The sequence below is a fragment of the Chloracidobacterium sp. genome (assembly GCA_016711345.1).
Taxonomy (GTDB): Bacteria; Acidobacteriota; Blastocatellia; order Pyrinomonadales; family Pyrinomonadaceae; genus OLB17.
In genome coordinates this window covers 111,275-126,702 of sequence record JADJTD010000001.1, presented here as the reverse complement: position 1 = coordinate 126,702, position 15,428 = coordinate 111,275, and the positions used below count along the sequence as shown (strand labels likewise).

At 51.2% G+C, this 15,428-nt stretch carries 14 protein-coding genes; 13 read left to right on the top strand and 1 reads right to left on the bottom strand.

The window, feature by feature from the left end; genetic code table 11:
• Positions 1-1,527, top strand: a complete 1,527-nt coding sequence (locus IPL32_00585) for a TolC family protein (protein ID MBK8464302.1) — start codon at positions 1-3, stop codon at positions 1,525-1,527.
• Positions 1,524-2,138, top strand: coding sequence for a hypothetical protein (locus IPL32_00580; GenBank protein ID MBK8464301.1), 615 nt, complete (start codon positions 1,524-1,526; stop codon positions 2,136-2,138). Before IPL32_00585 ends, IPL32_00580 begins: the two co-directional genes overlap by 4 nt.
• A gap of 64 nt (positions 2,139-2,202) precedes the next feature.
• On the opposite strand, the gene IPL32_00575 is transcribed toward IPL32_00580, so the two are convergent.
• Positions 2,203-2,361: a hypothetical protein gene (locus IPL32_00575; protein ID MBK8464300.1), complete on the bottom strand. Its 159-nt coding sequence runs from the start codon at positions 2,359-2,361 to the stop codon at positions 2,203-2,205.
• A gap of 1 nt (position 2,362) precedes the next feature.
• Between IPL32_00575 and IPL32_00570 the strand changes: the two genes are divergently transcribed.
• From IPL32_00570 to IPL32_00520, 11 genes are all read left to right on the top strand, one after another.
• On the top strand, positions 2,363-4,132 hold the full coding sequence (locus IPL32_00570) for an efflux RND transporter periplasmic adaptor subunit (GenBank protein ID MBK8464299.1): 1,770 nt from the start codon (positions 2,363-2,365) through the stop codon (positions 4,130-4,132).
• 78 nt (positions 4,133-4,210) lie between these two features.
• Entirely contained in the window at positions 4,211-4,984 is a 774-nt protein-coding gene (locus tag IPL32_00565; protein ID MBK8464298.1) for a class I SAM-dependent methyltransferase, read from the top strand.
• Positions 4,985-4,999: 15 nt separating this feature from the next.
• The gene (locus IPL32_00560) at positions 5,000-6,259 is read left to right on the top strand and encodes a cupredoxin domain-containing protein (protein MBK8464297.1); all 1,260 of its coding nucleotides are present in this window, start codon (positions 5,000-5,002) and stop codon (positions 6,257-6,259) included.
• Between the two features lie 34 nt (positions 6,260-6,293).
• Entirely contained in the window at positions 6,294-6,656 is a 363-nt protein-coding gene (locus IPL32_00555) for a cupredoxin domain-containing protein (GenBank protein MBK8464296.1), read from the top strand.
• Between the two features lie 28 nt (positions 6,657-6,684).
• Positions 6,685-7,362 carry a DUF305 domain-containing protein gene (locus IPL32_00550; GenBank protein MBK8464295.1) on the top strand — a complete coding sequence of 226 codons (678 nt, stop codon included), beginning with the start codon at positions 6,685-6,687 and terminating at the stop codon, positions 7,360-7,362.
• Positions 7,363-7,383: 21 nt separating this feature from the next.
• Entirely contained in the window at positions 7,384-10,668 is a 3,285-nt protein-coding gene (locus IPL32_00545) for an efflux RND transporter permease subunit (protein MBK8464294.1), read from the top strand.
• 250 nt (positions 10,669-10,918) lie between these two features.
• A complete protein-coding gene (locus tag IPL32_00540) occupies positions 10,919-11,443 on the top strand; it encodes a nuclear transport factor 2 family protein (protein ID MBK8464293.1) in 525 nt (174 codons plus the stop codon).
• 202 nt (positions 11,444-11,645) lie between these two features.
• A complete protein-coding gene (locus IPL32_00535; protein ID MBK8464292.1) occupies positions 11,646-12,134 on the top strand; it encodes a DUF305 domain-containing protein in 489 nt (162 codons plus the stop codon).
• 19 nt (positions 12,135-12,153) lie between these two features.
• Entirely contained in the window at positions 12,154-12,582 is a 429-nt protein-coding gene (locus IPL32_00530) for a MerR family DNA-binding protein (protein ID MBK8464291.1), read from the top strand.
• 64 nt (positions 12,583-12,646) lie between these two features.
• A complete protein-coding gene (locus IPL32_00525; GenBank protein ID MBK8464290.1) occupies positions 12,647-12,835 on the top strand; it encodes a YHS domain-containing protein in 189 nt (62 codons plus the stop codon).
• Positions 12,836-12,873: 38 nt separating this feature from the next.
• Positions 12,874-15,405, top strand: a complete 2,532-nt coding sequence (locus tag IPL32_00520) for a heavy metal translocating P-type ATPase (GenBank protein ID MBK8464289.1) — start codon at positions 12,874-12,876, stop codon at positions 15,403-15,405.
• Positions 15,406-15,428: the final 23 nt, after the last annotated feature.

The window sequence follows — 15,428 nt, the reverse complement described above, 5'->3', positions numbered from 1 at the left end:
ATGGGCATAAGGAATATTTTAGCGATCGTAGTTGAGTATTCAGCAAAGCTCGGTTTAGCCGTCCTCTTTTTTGGCGGCTTTCATTCGGCATTGGCCCAGCAAACTGTTCCCTCGCCCGTTCCGACTCCGGCCCCGTCGCTTCAATACATTGGCCAGGATGGCATGAGTGTCGAGCGGCTTGTAGAAAGTGCTGGCAGCCGGCGAGCGGATCTGCTCGCAGCGCGCCAACGGCTCGCGATAGCCGAAGGGCGTCTGGTTCAAGCCGGACTTCGGCCAAATCCGGTCTTTAGCACCGAATACGGAAGCCCCCGTTTTCTGGGCGGCGAAAGCGAGTATGACTTTTCCGCAGGGTTAGCTCAACCTTTTGAGCTCGGAGGAAAACGTGGAAAGCGACGGGCCGTTGCGGAACTCGAACTCCAGCAGGTTCGGGCCGAGGTCGCGGCTATCGAACGGAATATCGCTGTCGAAATTCGCCGTGATTACGCGCGGGCTATATCGGCCGCGAGGCAGCTCGATGTATTGGAAAGACTTCTGGCCGCAGACTCGGAATTGGTGCGGGTAACGGAAGCACGCTTAAACGAGGGCGATGTGGCACCGCTCGACCTGAATTTAGTCAAGGTCGAAAGCGATCGCCTCAAGATCCAAAGGATCGAAGCGAGAAACGAATTGGAAACTGCCTTGTTAAGAATTCGGACGTTGATCGGATCCGATGTCTCGGACCCGCTTCGCTTGGAGCCTCAGTCCGACCGGCCTCCACGCCTCGATCTGGGACTTAGCGAACTCACACAAAAGGCGTTGAGCGATCGCTCCGACTTACAGGCCGCGCGGATCGGCGAGCGGCTGGGAACCGCGAGGCTAAACCTGGCTCGGGCACAGGCCGCTCCGGATATTACGCCATCGGTGCGTTTTTCGCGTACCAAGGCATTTACCGATCTGCCCGCATCAGCCGGCGGCGGAATTATCAACAGTCGCGACAACGAACTGACATTCGGCGTGTCGATAGATCTACCGGTGTCAAACCGTAATCAAGGCGGCATTGCCTCCGCTGTCGGCGAACAGGTTCAGGCGGTGCGGACACGTGAATTTTTAGAGGCGACGATACGGCGTGATGTCGCTGTTGCTTACGGCCAGTATCGGGCTGCGGCAGAAAAGCTGGTGCTGTACACAACTCAAATCCTGCCGAGAGCTGAGGCAAATCTACAGACTGTCCGAGCAGCCTACAACGCGGGCGAGTTTTCGGTGTTTGAGGTCGTTAACGAACAGCGTCGTTTGAACGAGAACGTTACGAATTACAACCGGGTTTTGGAAGAATACTACACGACCTTAACAGCACTCGAGGCAGCAGTCGGTGCGGCCCTGCCGCCATCCGCCTTCATGCCGGGATCGACATCGGTCCTCCCCGATACCAGGATAGTGCCGAGACAGTTTAACAGGGAAGAATTTTTGAAGTCGATCAACGAGGATAAAACCGAACGTATTGGATTACTAAAATCGACCAAACCAAGAATAGAAGAGGAGAAAAAATGAAAATACTCATATTTGTAACTGTGATTACCGCGAGCCTGTTTTCACTAGCGTGTTCCGGCGGAACACCAACCCCCGCCGCTAACACAGCAACCGCGAATAAAGCGCCCGCGAACTCGACCGCTGCAAATAACGCTGCCGCACCCCCGAAAGCCGATGAGATTCCGGCCTCGGTCAAGGCGGCACTTCCCGGCGCACAAACATTTACGGCCATGCACAAAGAGCTGACCGATGCTCAGATAGCTTCTATTGAAAAAGACACGGGCGGGAAAGTTTCCGAGAAAGATCATCACTCCTATCCGGGATTTTCCACTGCGAATGGTACAAAAACGCAGATCGGATCCGTCACGATCGTCAAGGCGGCGGGCAAGGAGATCATAGTCATATATGAGAACAAGGAAGGGTCGCCGTCAATTAAAGAGATTAAGGCGGAAGGCGTGCCGGCCGGTTTTCTCAGCCAGTTTGCAGGGAAGGGCCATGATGACGACCTGCTGCTAGGGGCAGACATCAAGGCAAACGGTGCCAAGGATGATGTGGCAAAAGCAATAACCGACGCCGTGAGGATCGATGTTTTGTCGATGCAGGCTCTGTACGGCAAGGCACACACACATTAATGTTCAAGTCCATCAAAAACTTAATGCTCAGGGCTCGTTCAGTTTGCCCAACAGGGAGGCGATTTCAGATATCGTTCTTTGCCTCAGCCTGGGTATTTGCTCTAAGTCTCGTGACGGCCTTCGCTGCTAACGGACAAGCTCCGGCAGGAACGCCGTCAGGCGCAATCTCGACGATTACCTCAGAACGGAATGTGAAAAATGACAGCGGAGAGCTGACTGTCATTATGAAACGCCTCCCAGGCGATCCGCGCTCCGGTGAAACGGGACATGTTCTTGTCTCATTGAGCGAAACGGTTCAGGGTGGGTTCGGTTCGGGGCCGTTGCCGGTCGAAAAGGCCGCCGTTATGTTTAGCATTACAAGGCCTGACGGTGCGGTAGTTGCCGGGAATATCGCGGCGACGGAAGAACTGGGCGGTTTGTATCGTGGTTCCTACCAGTTCGATAGCTCGGGCGATTACAAGTTGGTTGTTTCGGTAAACACCGAAGACAAAAGGACGTTTTCGGCTGATTTCCCGGTCACAGTTTCACGAGCACCGATCCGCACGTCTTTTTGGGTCGGTCTTCTGATACTGCTTGTGCTTTCGGGGATCTCTTTTGCCGTTGTCTTTTATGCCTTGAAAAGACGAGGGGATACGTCTTTTCGGCGACTTGCTCCGGCAGGTGCGGTTGTTCTTACGGTGTTTCTTCTGGGGGCAGTCGCTCTGGCATATCTTCTTCCGCCTTCTCAGACCCGCGAAACGGCTTCGATTCCGCCAGACGCCTTTTCAACGGCAGCAGTTAACGGGTTGCCGAAAGGAACGACGATCACCGTGCCGAAAGAATCGCAGCTTTTGTTTGGGATAAAGACTCAGTTGATCGACACGAGGCAAATTACGAGCGGTTTGAAAACCACTGGAGTGGTCAGGGCCCGACCGGACGCCAAAGGAGTCGTAACAGCACAGGTGCCGGGAAGGATCGTACTTACTCAGGCGGTATCTTTAGGTTCTGCTGTCGGTAGCGGTGAACAGATCGGATACGTTGAGCAGGTTCTGGACGTATCGGGACAGACAGAGCTTGAGACGCAAAGACTGGATGTCGAGGCACAGCAGCGGGAAGTTGAAGCTCGAAAGCTCGAATTGCGAAATACTGCACTCGCTCTTCAGTCGCAGCAGGCCCAAAGCAGAGCTGCCGCCCAGCAGGCGAGGACGCGACTCGCACAGGCGCAACGCGAGCTTCGAAGGTCGCAGAATCTTCTTGAGGTTGGTGCAGTGCCTCGAAAACGTGTCGAAGAAGCTCAAACAGCCGTAAAGGTTATCGAAGATGAGGTAGCATCAGCCGATAAACAGGTTGTTTTATTGGGCGACCAGATCAAATCGGCACAGGCCGGGCAGGCCATTTTCCGCTCTCCTACAGTCAGACAGCCGTCGCGCAATTTCCCGTTAATATCGCCAATAACGGGAATAATCGATCAGATCAAGGCCACGAGCGGCCAGCAGGTTGCAAGCGGGGCCGAATTACTTAACATCGTCAATTTGTCCACCGTCCTTTTAGAAGCTCAGGTTTTTGAGAAAGATCTGGCCACGGTCCGCGAATCCACACGGGCAAGTTTTACCTCTTCGGCTCTGCCCGGCGAGGTCTACACAATTGGTACCGCTGATGGTGACGGACGCCTTGTCTCGATCGGTCAGACCGTAAATGATCAGACGCGGACCGTGCCTGTGATATATGAGGTCAAGAATCCCTTCAATCGGCTCAAGGATGGCAATTTTATCGAGATCACCATCGACACCAGCGGCAATAGGCAAGTTCTGGCCGTGCCGAAGTCAGCGGTCGTTCGTGAACAGGCAGAGACCTTTGTGTTTATCTTCGACGGCGGTGAGACCTTCGAGAAGCGTCAGGTTGCACTCGGAGCGGAAGGTGCGGATTTCTACGAGATTGTATCAGGACTAAAAGAAGGTGATCGCGTTGTCATTGAAGGGGTGTATCAGCTTCGCACTACGCAGGCGGGTGAGTAGTTAAAAGACCGTTAGGGGCGGACAGTTGGTACGGTTTTACTGAACGCCGACTAACTACTTCGCAGGATGTCAAATGAAATGAGAGGACAATCGCAACTAGATTTAATAAATCGAAAGACTTACGCGAATGCCAAAGTGCTCGATTATTATGACGGATTAAGCGAACTCTTCCCTGCGGAAAAGGTTCTTTTTGAACAACTGTCATCGAAACTTGAAGGTGCGGAAATTTTGGATATAGGAGTAGGAGGCGGCAGAACAACCCAATATTTGTTACCGCGGGCTGCGGAGTATACGGGCCTTGATTACGTGCCGGAATTCATTGAACGGGTTAAGAAAAAATATCAGATCTGTAATTTCATAGCGGGTGATGCGAGGGATTTGAAAGAGTTCGAGGATGAGAGCTTCGATTTTGCACTATTTTCTTACAACGGTATTGATGCCGTTTTGCACGAAGACAGACTCAAAATCTTGAATGAAATTAATCGCGTACTCAAGAAAGGCGGGATAATAATGTTTTCGAGCCATAACCGTGATTACCGACACTTTAGAAAACCGTATTGGCTTACTGAACCTAAATTTAGTTTATCGTTCGCAAAGAATCTACTGTCATACATTTTCTTTTTGCCGCGTCATCTGCAGATGAGAAAACACGAGGTCTTCAATGACGAATACGCGATCGTTAATGATCAAGACCATCGTTTTTCGCTGCTCGTTTATTACATTGGCATCGGCCGGCAGATCAAGCAGCTTGAGGATATCGGCATGTCAGATGTTAAGGCATACAACATGAAGGGCGATCAGGTGATTGCGGACAAAGATTCTTTCTGGATTTACTACTTGGCCACCAAGTGATTAAGGAAAAGGAATATGAGAAAAATATTTATTTTGGGAACCGTTTTAATAATTTCAACTATTGCCGTCTTTTTTACGGCATGTACTAGCGGGACAAATTCGCAGGGCGTTGACAACGTAAATGCTACGAATACGGTTGCTAGCGAAACAAACTCCGCGAACGCAGCAGCTTCGGATTCAGCCTTCAAGGTCGATTTCAAAACGGAGCCGGGCCAGATTCAGGCAGGTGCTCCGGCGACGCTGGTTTTTACTGTTAAGGACAGTAAGAATGCGGTGGTGAAGGATCTGCAGGTCGTTCACGAAAAGCCGATGCACTTGCTGATCGTCTCGAAGGACCTCTCCGAGTTCTACCACGTTCATCCCGAGCCGTCGGCCGACGGATCTTATCGAGTGCAGCATACGTTTCCGAACGGCGGCGATTATAAGTTCTACGCTGACTTCACGCCGCCTAATGCGAAGCAAGTGGTCGAACGCGTTGATGTGAAGGTCTCGGGAACTGAAAGGGCGAAAGTCGCTCTCGTTGCGGACACGAAGCTTGAAAAATCTGTCGATGGCGTGAAAGTGACGATGAAGCCGAGTGCGAAGATCGAGGCGGGCCAGGAACTGACGCTTGATTTCGCCGTCTTTGATGCAAAAACCGGAAAGCCCACGACCGATCTGCAAAATTACTTGGGCGAATTGGCGCACTTCGTCATTATTAGCGAAGACCTCGTTGACTTTGTCCATGCTCACCCGATGGCAAAGGGTGAAACGATGGACGGGATGAAGATGGACGGCGATACGAAGGAAAAAGATCATAACGCCGACGGCCATTCGCACGGGGCAGATTCGAAAAAGGCTAACCAGCCAAGTGCTTACGAAGTTTCGGCCCACACGGCTTTCCCACGGCCCGGGCTTTACAAGCTTTGGGCGCAGTTTCAACGCGGCGGGAAGGTCATCAGCGTTCCGTTTGTCGTAAATGTTCCGGCAGGTTCTGCAAAACAGGTGGAGGCCGCGAATGTTCCTGCTGGAGCAACGAAAATCACCGTTTCATCGAAAGGCTACGAGCCGTCTTCGATTCCGGTTGTTAAAGGCCAGCCGGTGAAACTGGCGTTTTATCGAGCTGACTCGGAAAACTGCGGAGGCGAAGTCGTCTTTACAAAGCAAAAGATCCGAAAGAAACTGCCGGTTGGCCAAACGGTCCTGGTCGAATTCACGCCAACCGAGGTCGGCGAGATCGCCTTTGTCTGCGGAATGGACATGCTCAGCGGCAAAGTCATCGTGACCGAAAACTAGAATTTTGAGAAGTGATTTAAAAGGAGAACGAGAAATGACCAAATTCAAAATATTTCTGACATTAGTAGCAGTGATAGTTATAGCTGGAGGAGCCTTCGGCGTAATGACCGCCGCTGTTGAGGCCCACACGCGAACCGTGAAGGTAAAGGTGGATAAGAACGGTTTTTCGCCTTCGTCGATCGACATCGAAGCGGGTCATAAGCTCAACCTCGTGTTTAACCGAGCGAACGACAAGAACTGCGGCAGCAAAGTCGTATTTACAAAGCTTGGGATTAGCAAAACTCTGCCAGTGGGCAAGGACGTTGTCGTCAGCATAACGCCTACCGAATCGGGACAGATATCATTTGCCTGCGGAATGGGGATGTATAAGGGAAGCATCGTCGTTAGCGAGGGGTGAGACATCTCACGACAAAAGGGGGAATAAAATGAAAATACTATTGTTAACGGCCACATTGGGGCTGGCAGCCGTAGGCTTGGTCGCGTGCGGTCAGGCGGGCACTAACTCGAGTTCCATGAATCACAATTCGATGATGAAGAATTCAAATTCATCAATGAACATGAACGGCATGGATCACAATTCGATGCCGATGAACTCGAACATGTCGATGGACCATTCGGCAATGAAAAGTTCGCCGAACGCCGCGAGTCAGCCGTACGATCTGCAGTTTATCGATACGATGACGGCCCATCACAAGGGAGCTGTGGACATGGCGAAGATGGTCGAAGGGAAAACACAAAATCCCGACATCAAGAAGTTCGCTGCGCAGATCATCGCAGATCAGGAAAAAGAGATCAGCCAAATGAAAGACTGGCGCGAGAAGTGGTTCGCTGGCAAGCCGGCGGCCATGAACGTGGATATGCCGGGAATGATGGATTCCATGAAGATGGATATGGCAAAGCTTACAAATTCGAAAGACAAAGAATTTGACCTTGCGTTTATCGACATGATGACTCCTCATCACGTTGGGGCCGTTACGATGGCTAAAGAAGCGTTGCAGAAGAGCGAAAAAGCCGAAATCAAAACGCTCGCTGGTCAAATTATTAAGGCTCAGGATGCCGAGATAAAAATGATGAGCGCGTGGAAGGCAAAGTGGAGTAAATAGTTCCGGTCGTATCTGATTCAAATGCTCAATGGAACTATTAAATGGTCTCTTCAGAACCGGTTGATCGTTGTCGCGATCGCTGCCCTTTTGCTTGTCTGGGGCAGTTACGTGGCGTTCAATCTACCGGTCGATGTCTTTCCCGACCTTAATAAACCTACTATTACGGTTCTAACCGAAGCTAACGGGTTGGCACCCGAAGAGGTCGAGACACAAGTATCCTATCCGATTGAGACCGTGATGAACGGTGTTCCGGGCGTGTCACGAGTTCGTTCGGTAAGTGGCGTCGGATTGTCAATCGTCTACATAGAATTCGAATGGGGAACGGATATTTACCGAAACCGGCAGTTGGTTTCGGAAAAGATAACTGAGGCCCGCGAACAATTGCCCCAAGGCGTCTCCCCGTTTCTCGCTCCCATCTCTTCAATAATGGGGGAGATCATGCTGATCGCGGTGTCGAGCAAGGATGGAACGACCGACCCTTTGGAACTGCGAACCTTGGCAGACTGGACCATCCGTCCTCGGCTATTGACTATCACTGGGGTTTCTCAGGTTATTCCCATCGGCGGAGGCGTGAAACAGTATCAGGCGCTTGTTTCACCTGAAAAGCTGAGGCAGTTTGCCATCACCATTGAGGATGTGTCGGTCGCGCTCGAGAAATCGAATATCAACTCTACCGGTGGCTTTGTAGATGCCCAATCGCAGGAGTATCTTGTTCGGAACCTCGGCAGGTTCTATTCGATCGACGAGCTAAAACAAACTGTCGTCGCGTACCGCAATAACAACCCGATTCGGCTCGGTGATGTCGCCGAAGTGCAGTTTGGTGCGAAGATAAAGCGGGGCGAGGCCGGAACGAACGGAAAGCCCGCCGTCATTGTTTCCGTTCAAAAGCAGCCCGGGGCGAGCACCCAAGATCTGACAGAACAGGTCGACGAAGCGGTTAAGGAATTGCAGAAAACGCTGCCCCCCGACGTTGAGATAAACCCTAATCTCTTTCGCCAGGCCAATTTTATCAACGCCTCTATCGGCAACGTTACCGAAGGATTGCGTGACGGTGCGATCCTTGTCGCAATTGTACTGTTTCTGTTTTTGCTCAATTTTCGCACCACCTTCATTACACTCACGGCGATTCCGCTTTCTTTCATCGTAACCTTTCTTATTCTCTACGCTTTCGGGATCAGTGTTAATACCATGACCCTTGGCGGCTTGGCAGTCGCGATCGGCGAGTTGGTTGACGATGCGATCGTGGACATTGAGAATATCTTCCGTCGACTCGGCGAAAACCGGAACCTTGAAAATCCGCGTCCTTCCATTGAAGTGATTTATCACGCCTCGCTCGAGGTGCGATCGTCCATCATTTATGCCACGGTGATCGTCGCCCTCGTGTTTATTCCGCTGTTCGCCTTATCGGGAGTCGAAGGCAGATTGCTTGCTCCCTTGGGCCTCGCGTACATTACTGCACTCGTGGCATCTCTGTTCGTAAGTTTGACCTTAACGCCCGTCTTAGCGTCGTATCTGTTGCCGCAAACATTTAGGCGAAAGGAGACAAAGATGGTCGATGGTCCGGTTGAGATCGATCACGAAGATGGGAATGGTGCCTCTATTTTCTCGAGGATACAGCGGTGGTTTCGATCTTCGTCCGCTGCGGAACATCAGGACAGCATCCTAGTTCGCTGGTTAAAGAAATACGACACCCGGCTTCTACATTGGACGCTCCGTCATCCTTACAAAGTCATCGTTGGGGTGGCGCTGGTGTTCATCTTGACCATGGCGACGCTCCCGTTTGTTGGCACATCATTCTTGCCGGAGTTCAACGAAGGAACGCTTACCGTCAATGTTCAGGCCCAGCCCGGTACTTCTCTGGCTGAATCCAATCGCATCGGCCAAATTTCCGAGAAACTACTTTTAGAGGTGCCCGAAGTTATCTCGACCGGACGTAGGACGGGAAGAGCCGAGCTCGACGAACATGCCGAGGGTGTTCACTACACCGAGATCGATGTTGATCTAAAGAAATCGGACCGTTCGCGTGAGGAGATCCTTTCGGCGATCCGAGATAAACTCGCGGTCGTTCCCGGAGTTACCTCTAACGTAGGACAACCCATCTCTCATCGGTTAGATCATTTGCAGTCCGGTGTTAGGGCACAGATCGCGGTCAAGTTGTTCGGCGACGATTTGGCTACACTGCGTTCAAAGGCTGAGGAGATTCGCAATACGATCCAAACCGTCGAAGGGGCAACGGACGTTTCAGTTGAACGACAGGTGCTGATCCCGCAGGTGCGATTTAATGTTGACCGCGTCAAGGCGGCGCAATATGGGCTTCAGCCAGGCGAGGTTACGCAGACATTGGAAACGGCATTGAACGGGCGAACCGTCTCGCAAGCCATTGATGGATCCCGGCGTTATGACGTAGTGGTACGTTTTGATGAAGCGTCTCGCAACAGTCTGGATGCGCTCCAAAATGTCACCATTGATACACCGCAGGGAACCCAAATTCCTATTTCAGCCGTTGCCGCCGTTGAGAATTTTCCGGGACCGAACCAGATATTACGAGAGGACACAAAACGCCGAATTGTAATTGGAGCAAACGTAGCCGGACGCGATCTTGGCTCCGTGGTCAGTGACATTCAAAGCCGTGTCGCAACACAAGTTCAACTGCCGATCGGCTACTTCCTCGAATATGGAGGGCAGTTTCAGGCATCGCAGGAGGCTAACAGAACTTTATCGCTGCTTTCGATCTTCTCGCTGGTAGCGATCTTTTTTCTCCTGATAAAAGCCTTTGGCGACTGGCGGGTAGCCCTTCAGGTGATGATAAACATCCCCCTAGCGTTGATCGGAGCCGTCTGGGCCTTGCACCTCTCGGGAGGCGTGTTTTCGATCGCGACAATGGTCGGATTCGTATCGCTGGTTGGGATCACCTCGCGGAACGGAATCATGATGATCTCGCATTATCTGCACTTGATGAAAGAGGAGGGCGAGGATTTTACCGAACACATGATTGTTCGCGGTTCATTGGAAAGGCTCGTTCCCGTCTTGATGACTGCCCTGACCGCGGGGCTCTCGTTAATACCCTTCATCCTTGCCGCCGACGCCCCGGGCAAAGAGATCCTTCATCCACTCGCGGTTGTCGTTTTAGGCGGCATCCTGACCTCGACTCTGCTCGACCAAATTGTTACGCCGGCAATCTTTTATAAATTCGGGCGGCCTAGCGCTGAGCGAGTCATCGCGGAACGCGAAGGCTTAAGCGACAAAGACTTCGGCGAGAGCACCGATCTTCCGCCGTTCGGGTCGCGTACGCCGGATCTTAATTAAAAGGAAAAATGGATGTATCAGACTAACACCTTTTACCTATTACTTGGCCAGAGGCCTTTCTTGCTGGCGTTTCTCGCTCTGTTGGGAGCATGGTGAATTGACCGGAGGTCCGCTGCTCGGCTTGAGTCAGCAGCATTTATTCTACGACGCCATTGTTTTATAGCTGTTCGGTATCGGAATGTATCTTGACGGTTAATGGTCATAGCGAAACATTGGATTTCTGTTAGACCTAGAACGAGGAGAAGAAATTATGACGAGAAAAGATTTTAATAGATTGTTGATGGCCGCTTTGGCCGTCGTGATTGGTGCGGGAGCTATCGCCTTTAGCCTCAACGAGACTGTTTCGGCACAAACCGACGAAGTAAAGGCCGTGACGGACGTCATGACACGCGAGGCGCTTGCCATCGAACAAGGCGATCTCGCCGCACTCGATAAGATCTGGGCGAACAGCGACGATGTCACCGTCTTCGAAAGCGGACACGCCAATTACGGCTGGACCGATTACCGAAACACGCATCTTGCACCGGAACTAAAGGAATTCAAAAATACGAAATACTCCTTTTCCGATATGAAAGTAAAGGTCGATGGCAAGACCGCGTGGGCGACATTCAAATACAGTCTCGCCGCTGAGATGGGAACGAGAAAAGTAGAAAGCGGCGGCCTTGGTACGGCAGTCTTAGAAAAACGCGAAGGCAAATGGCGGATCGTTCACTGGCACTCAAGTGCTCCTCGCCGTGCCCCGGCTCCTGCTGCGTCTCCGACTCCTAAAGCGTAATGCAATTTTTGCTCGACACTGTATAAGGACATGTTAGAAGGGAGTCCAGAAGTTTATACGGTCAATGAGCAAAAAGGCGTCGGGTGGTGCCTATTGTGCCCGACGTCATCTTTTTCGGCCACGTGGTAATGGAACTCGAAATACTCCACATTTCGTCTTGAGTTAATAACCGTATGAATTTGGAATAGGAGGATTGAGAAATATGAAAGACATGAATCATACAGAAAGCATGAGAAACATGAAAAGCATGTACGTGAACCTAGCGATAATGGCGGTTCTGTCGTTTATCTCAATGTTTGTGTTCATGTATATGATGGTCGATTCATTCGCCAACGTATATCCAAACATAAACCAGCTTTACATGGCCGGGCTCATGACAGCTCCGATGATTGTGATCGAGATCTTTGTAATGTGGTCCATGTACAACAACAAAAAGGCCAATCTTATCATCGCTGGTGTGAGCGTCCTGCTGCTAATTCTGTTTACGGCCTTTATCAGATATCAAACGGTAGTTGGAGATAAGCAATTTCTCAAATCGATGATACCGCACCACGCCGGAGCGATCCTCATGTGTGATAACCCGAATCTTCGAGACCAGGAGGTCAAGGATCTGTGCAAATCGATAACGATCGACCAACAAAAGGAAATCGACTGGATGAAGAATAAACTCGACGAGTTGGAACGTAAATAATGAGGAGTCGATCAAGCTAATGATGACTGCAACAGTTCTGGCAAACCAAGCGGATGTATCGCTTTACACGGTTAGGCACTATACGCGCATAGGTCTACTAAAACCCGCCCGCAATACGCAAAACAACTACAAGGTCTATCAGACATCGGATGCCGTGCGTGTGCGTTTTATCAAAGCGGCCGGCAATCTGGGATTTTCGCTCGCCGAGATCGCGGATATTTTGAAAGAGGCGAAAGAAGGGAATACGCCGTGTCCGATGGTTCGGGAAATTATTGTCCGACGCATTGCGGAGAATCAACGAAAAATAAGAGAGATGCAGAAACTCCAACGGAAAATGGAGAAAGCCCTTCAGGACTGGTCAAAAATGAGGAATTCAATGCCGACGGGCGATTCAGTTTGCCATTTGATCGAGTCGGTAAGCGAGGCAGAAAAAAAGAGCTTGACCTGACCCCTGCTGACAGGTTGTAGAATATATTCTGTCGTTACTTTTTAATGACAGGAGTGATAAAAATATGTTGGAAAACAAAACAACCACGGCTGATACATTCATCGACCCAGTTTGCGGAATGCAAGTCACACCGGTAACCGCCGTTGGCACCTATAACCAGGACGGAGAAACCCATTATTTCTGTTCGACTGGCTGTCTACAGAAATTCTTATCTCCGATCAGTAGCCCAGCAAGCTGTTGCAGCGGTAATTGAGCAAGTGTGAAAAGGTTTTTTTCCCACCAGGAGGGGCTATGACAGGAACTGAGAAACAGATCGCTACGGCAGACGAATTTATTGATCCGATATGTGGAATGACGGTCGATCCAATCGCGGCAGCAGGAACTTTTAATCATGAGGACAAGACTTACTATTTTTGCTCTAAGGGCTGCTTGCAGAAATTTATTGCCCAAACACAAGGCGTACCCGCGAGCGGTCATGTCGAGATCGGACGCGAACAAAAAGAAACCGTCCCGCACGGCGACATGAAGGCGACAGCGGGCGGGGATTTTGTTGACCCGGTGTGCGGCATGACGGTCGCGCCCGAAACGTCAGCGGGAAAATACGATTTTGAAGGCGAAGCCTATTATTTCTGCTCGACGGGCTGTATGAATAAGTTCAAACAGAATCCGGCGAGCTTTCTCCACGAGAAAAAAGAAAAAATACTAGAGGCCGAGAGCCTCGGCGTTGAATATACATGCCCGATGCACCCAGAAATCGTGCAGATCGGCCCTGGAAGCTGTCCTAAATGCGGGATGGCTCTTGAACCGAAGGTGATGACCCTCGACGATGGGCCCGATCCGGAATATGTCGATATGAAGCGGAGGTTTTGGATCTCGGCCGTTCTTACACTCCCCGTTTTTGCTTTGGCGATGGGTGAGATGCTGCCGAATTATCACGAATACGTCTCACCGAAGATCGCACTATGGATCCAATTTGCTTTAGCAACACCCGTTATTCTCTGGGGCGGATTTCCTTTCTTCCAGCGTGCTTGGGCTTCCGTCAAGAATGTCAGCCCGAACATGTTCACGCTGATCGCCATCGGCACGGGGGCCGCATATCTTTTCAGTCTTTTTGCTCTGTTCCTCCCCGATTTGTTCCCGGCATCGATGAGAAATGAGCACACCGGATTGATCTCCGCATACTTCGAAGCGGCGGCCGTTATCACGACGCTTGTTCTGCTCGGACAGGTGCTGGAATTGAGGGCAAGGAGCCAAACCTCGAGCGCGATCAAGGAACTCCTCGGACTCGCACCTGAAACTGCTATCGTGGTTTTTGACGACGGAACTGAAGCCGAGATCGCACTTAAGGATGTGCAGATCGACGCTAGTTTGAGGGTTAAAGCAAACGAGAAGATTCCGACCGATGGCTCAATCTTGGAAGGCGATACTTCGGTTGATGAGTCGATGGTGACGGGTGAATCGATCCCGGTCGAAAAGACAGTCGGCGATAAAGTTATCGGCGGAACAATCAATGGCCGACGCGGCTTTGTAATGAAAGCGGAAAAGGTCGGCAGCGACACGCTGCTCGCACAAATCGTTCGAATGGTTGGCGAGGCTCAGCGTTCACGGGCTCCGATCCAGCGTCTGGTGGACGTCGTGTCGGCATATTTTGTCCCGGCGGTGATTGTCGTTGCGATTGTCGCGTTCGCCGTCTGGCTGATCTTCGGCAGTTTTGCTTACGCAATGGTAGCGGCGGTTTCGGTTTTAATTATTGCCTGCCCGTGTGCCCTGGGCTTGGCAACTCCGATGTCGATCATGGTTGGGACCGGACATGGTGCTCGGCATGGCGTGTTAGTTAAGAAGGCCGAAGCATTGGAAATTCTGGAGAAGGTGAATTCGATTGTCGTTGATAAGACCGGCACTTTGACCGAGGGCAAACCTCGGCTTCAAAAGGTTGTCGCGTTGAATGGATCTGGCGAAATCGAGATCTTGCGGTTAGCAGCCAGTCTTGAGAGATCGAGCGAGCATCCGCTTGCGGAAGCGATTATCAAAGGCGCCGAAGAGAAAGCTATCGAGCTTGCTAAGGTGGAAGATTTTGAATCCATCACAGGTAAAGGGATAACGGGATCGATCGACGGAAAAAAGGTGTTACTCGGTAATGCGAAGCTGATGACAGAAAACAATATTGATTTCCCGGCGGATGGAAAAGCCGATGAGCTTCGAGGCGAAGGGCAAACAGTAATGCTTGTAGCCGTTGACGGGAAAGCCGCGGGCCTGGTCGGCGTTGCAGACACAATTAAAGAGTCTGCGAAGGATGCGATCAGTGAATTGCATTGGCAAAAGATCGAAGTCGTCATGATGACCGGTGACAATGCTATTACGGCCGACGCCGTAGCAAAAAAGCTCGGGATCGACAAGGTCTTCGCTGACGTGTTGCCCGAACAAAAGGCGGAAAAGATCAAAGAGCTGCAGGCGAGCGGGAAAATCGTCGCTATGGCCGGCGACGGCGTGAATGATGCACCGGCACTTGCGCAAGCCCAAGTCGGGATCGCGATGGGGACCGGAACCGACGTGGCAATGGAAAGCGCTGATATTACGCTCTTAAAAGGTGATCTGCGGGGAATTCTGCGGGCGAAAAAACTGAGCGAAGCGACAATGAAGAACATCCGGCAGAACTTGTTCTTCGCATTCATTTACAACCTCGTCGGTGTTCCGATCGCGGCGGGTGTTCTGTATCCGGTTTTCGGTTTGCTACTAAGCCCAATGATCGCCAGCGCGGCAATGACCCTCAGTTCTGTGTCCGTAATAGTCAACGCGCTCCGATTGAGAAATCTAAAACTTTGAAATTGGTTCTTAACAGGACCCGT

Bases quoted from the DNA above. Each gene is read 5' to 3' on its own strand.
- IPL32_00585 (MBK8464302.1), top strand. From the start codon at position 1: ATGGGCATAAGGAATATTTTAGCGATCGTAGTTGAGTATTCAGCAAAG.
- IPL32_00580 (MBK8464301.1), top strand. From the start codon at position 1,524: ATGAAAATACTCATATTTGTAACTGTGATTACCGCGAGCCTGTTTTCA.
- IPL32_00575 (MBK8464300.1), bottom strand. From the start codon at position 2,361: ATGACAGTCAGCTCTCCGCTGTCATTTTTCACATTCCGTTCTGAGGTA.
- IPL32_00570 (MBK8464299.1), top strand. From the start codon at position 2,363: ATGAAACGCCTCCCAGGCGATCCGCGCTCCGGTGAAACGGGACATGTT.
- IPL32_00565 (MBK8464298.1), top strand. From the start codon at position 4,211: ATGAGAGGACAATCGCAACTAGATTTAATAAATCGAAAGACTTACGCG.
- IPL32_00560 (MBK8464297.1), top strand. From the start codon at position 5,000: ATGAGAAAAATATTTATTTTGGGAACCGTTTTAATAATTTCAACTATT.
- IPL32_00555 (MBK8464296.1), top strand. From the start codon at position 6,294: ATGACCAAATTCAAAATATTTCTGACATTAGTAGCAGTGATAGTTATA.
- IPL32_00550 (MBK8464295.1), top strand. From the start codon at position 6,685: ATGAAAATACTATTGTTAACGGCCACATTGGGGCTGGCAGCCGTAGGC.
- IPL32_00545 (MBK8464294.1), top strand. From the start codon at position 7,384: ATGCTCAATGGAACTATTAAATGGTCTCTTCAGAACCGGTTGATCGTT.
- IPL32_00540 (MBK8464293.1), top strand. From the start codon at position 10,919: ATGACGAGAAAAGATTTTAATAGATTGTTGATGGCCGCTTTGGCCGTC.
- IPL32_00535 (MBK8464292.1), top strand. From the start codon at position 11,646: ATGAAAGACATGAATCATACAGAAAGCATGAGAAACATGAAAAGCATG.
- IPL32_00530 (MBK8464291.1), top strand. From the start codon at position 12,154: ATGATGACTGCAACAGTTCTGGCAAACCAAGCGGATGTATCGCTTTAC.
- IPL32_00525 (MBK8464290.1), top strand. From the start codon at position 12,647: ATGTTGGAAAACAAAACAACCACGGCTGATACATTCATCGACCCAGTT.
- IPL32_00520 (MBK8464289.1), top strand. From the start codon at position 12,874: ATGACAGGAACTGAGAAACAGATCGCTACGGCAGACGAATTTATTGAT.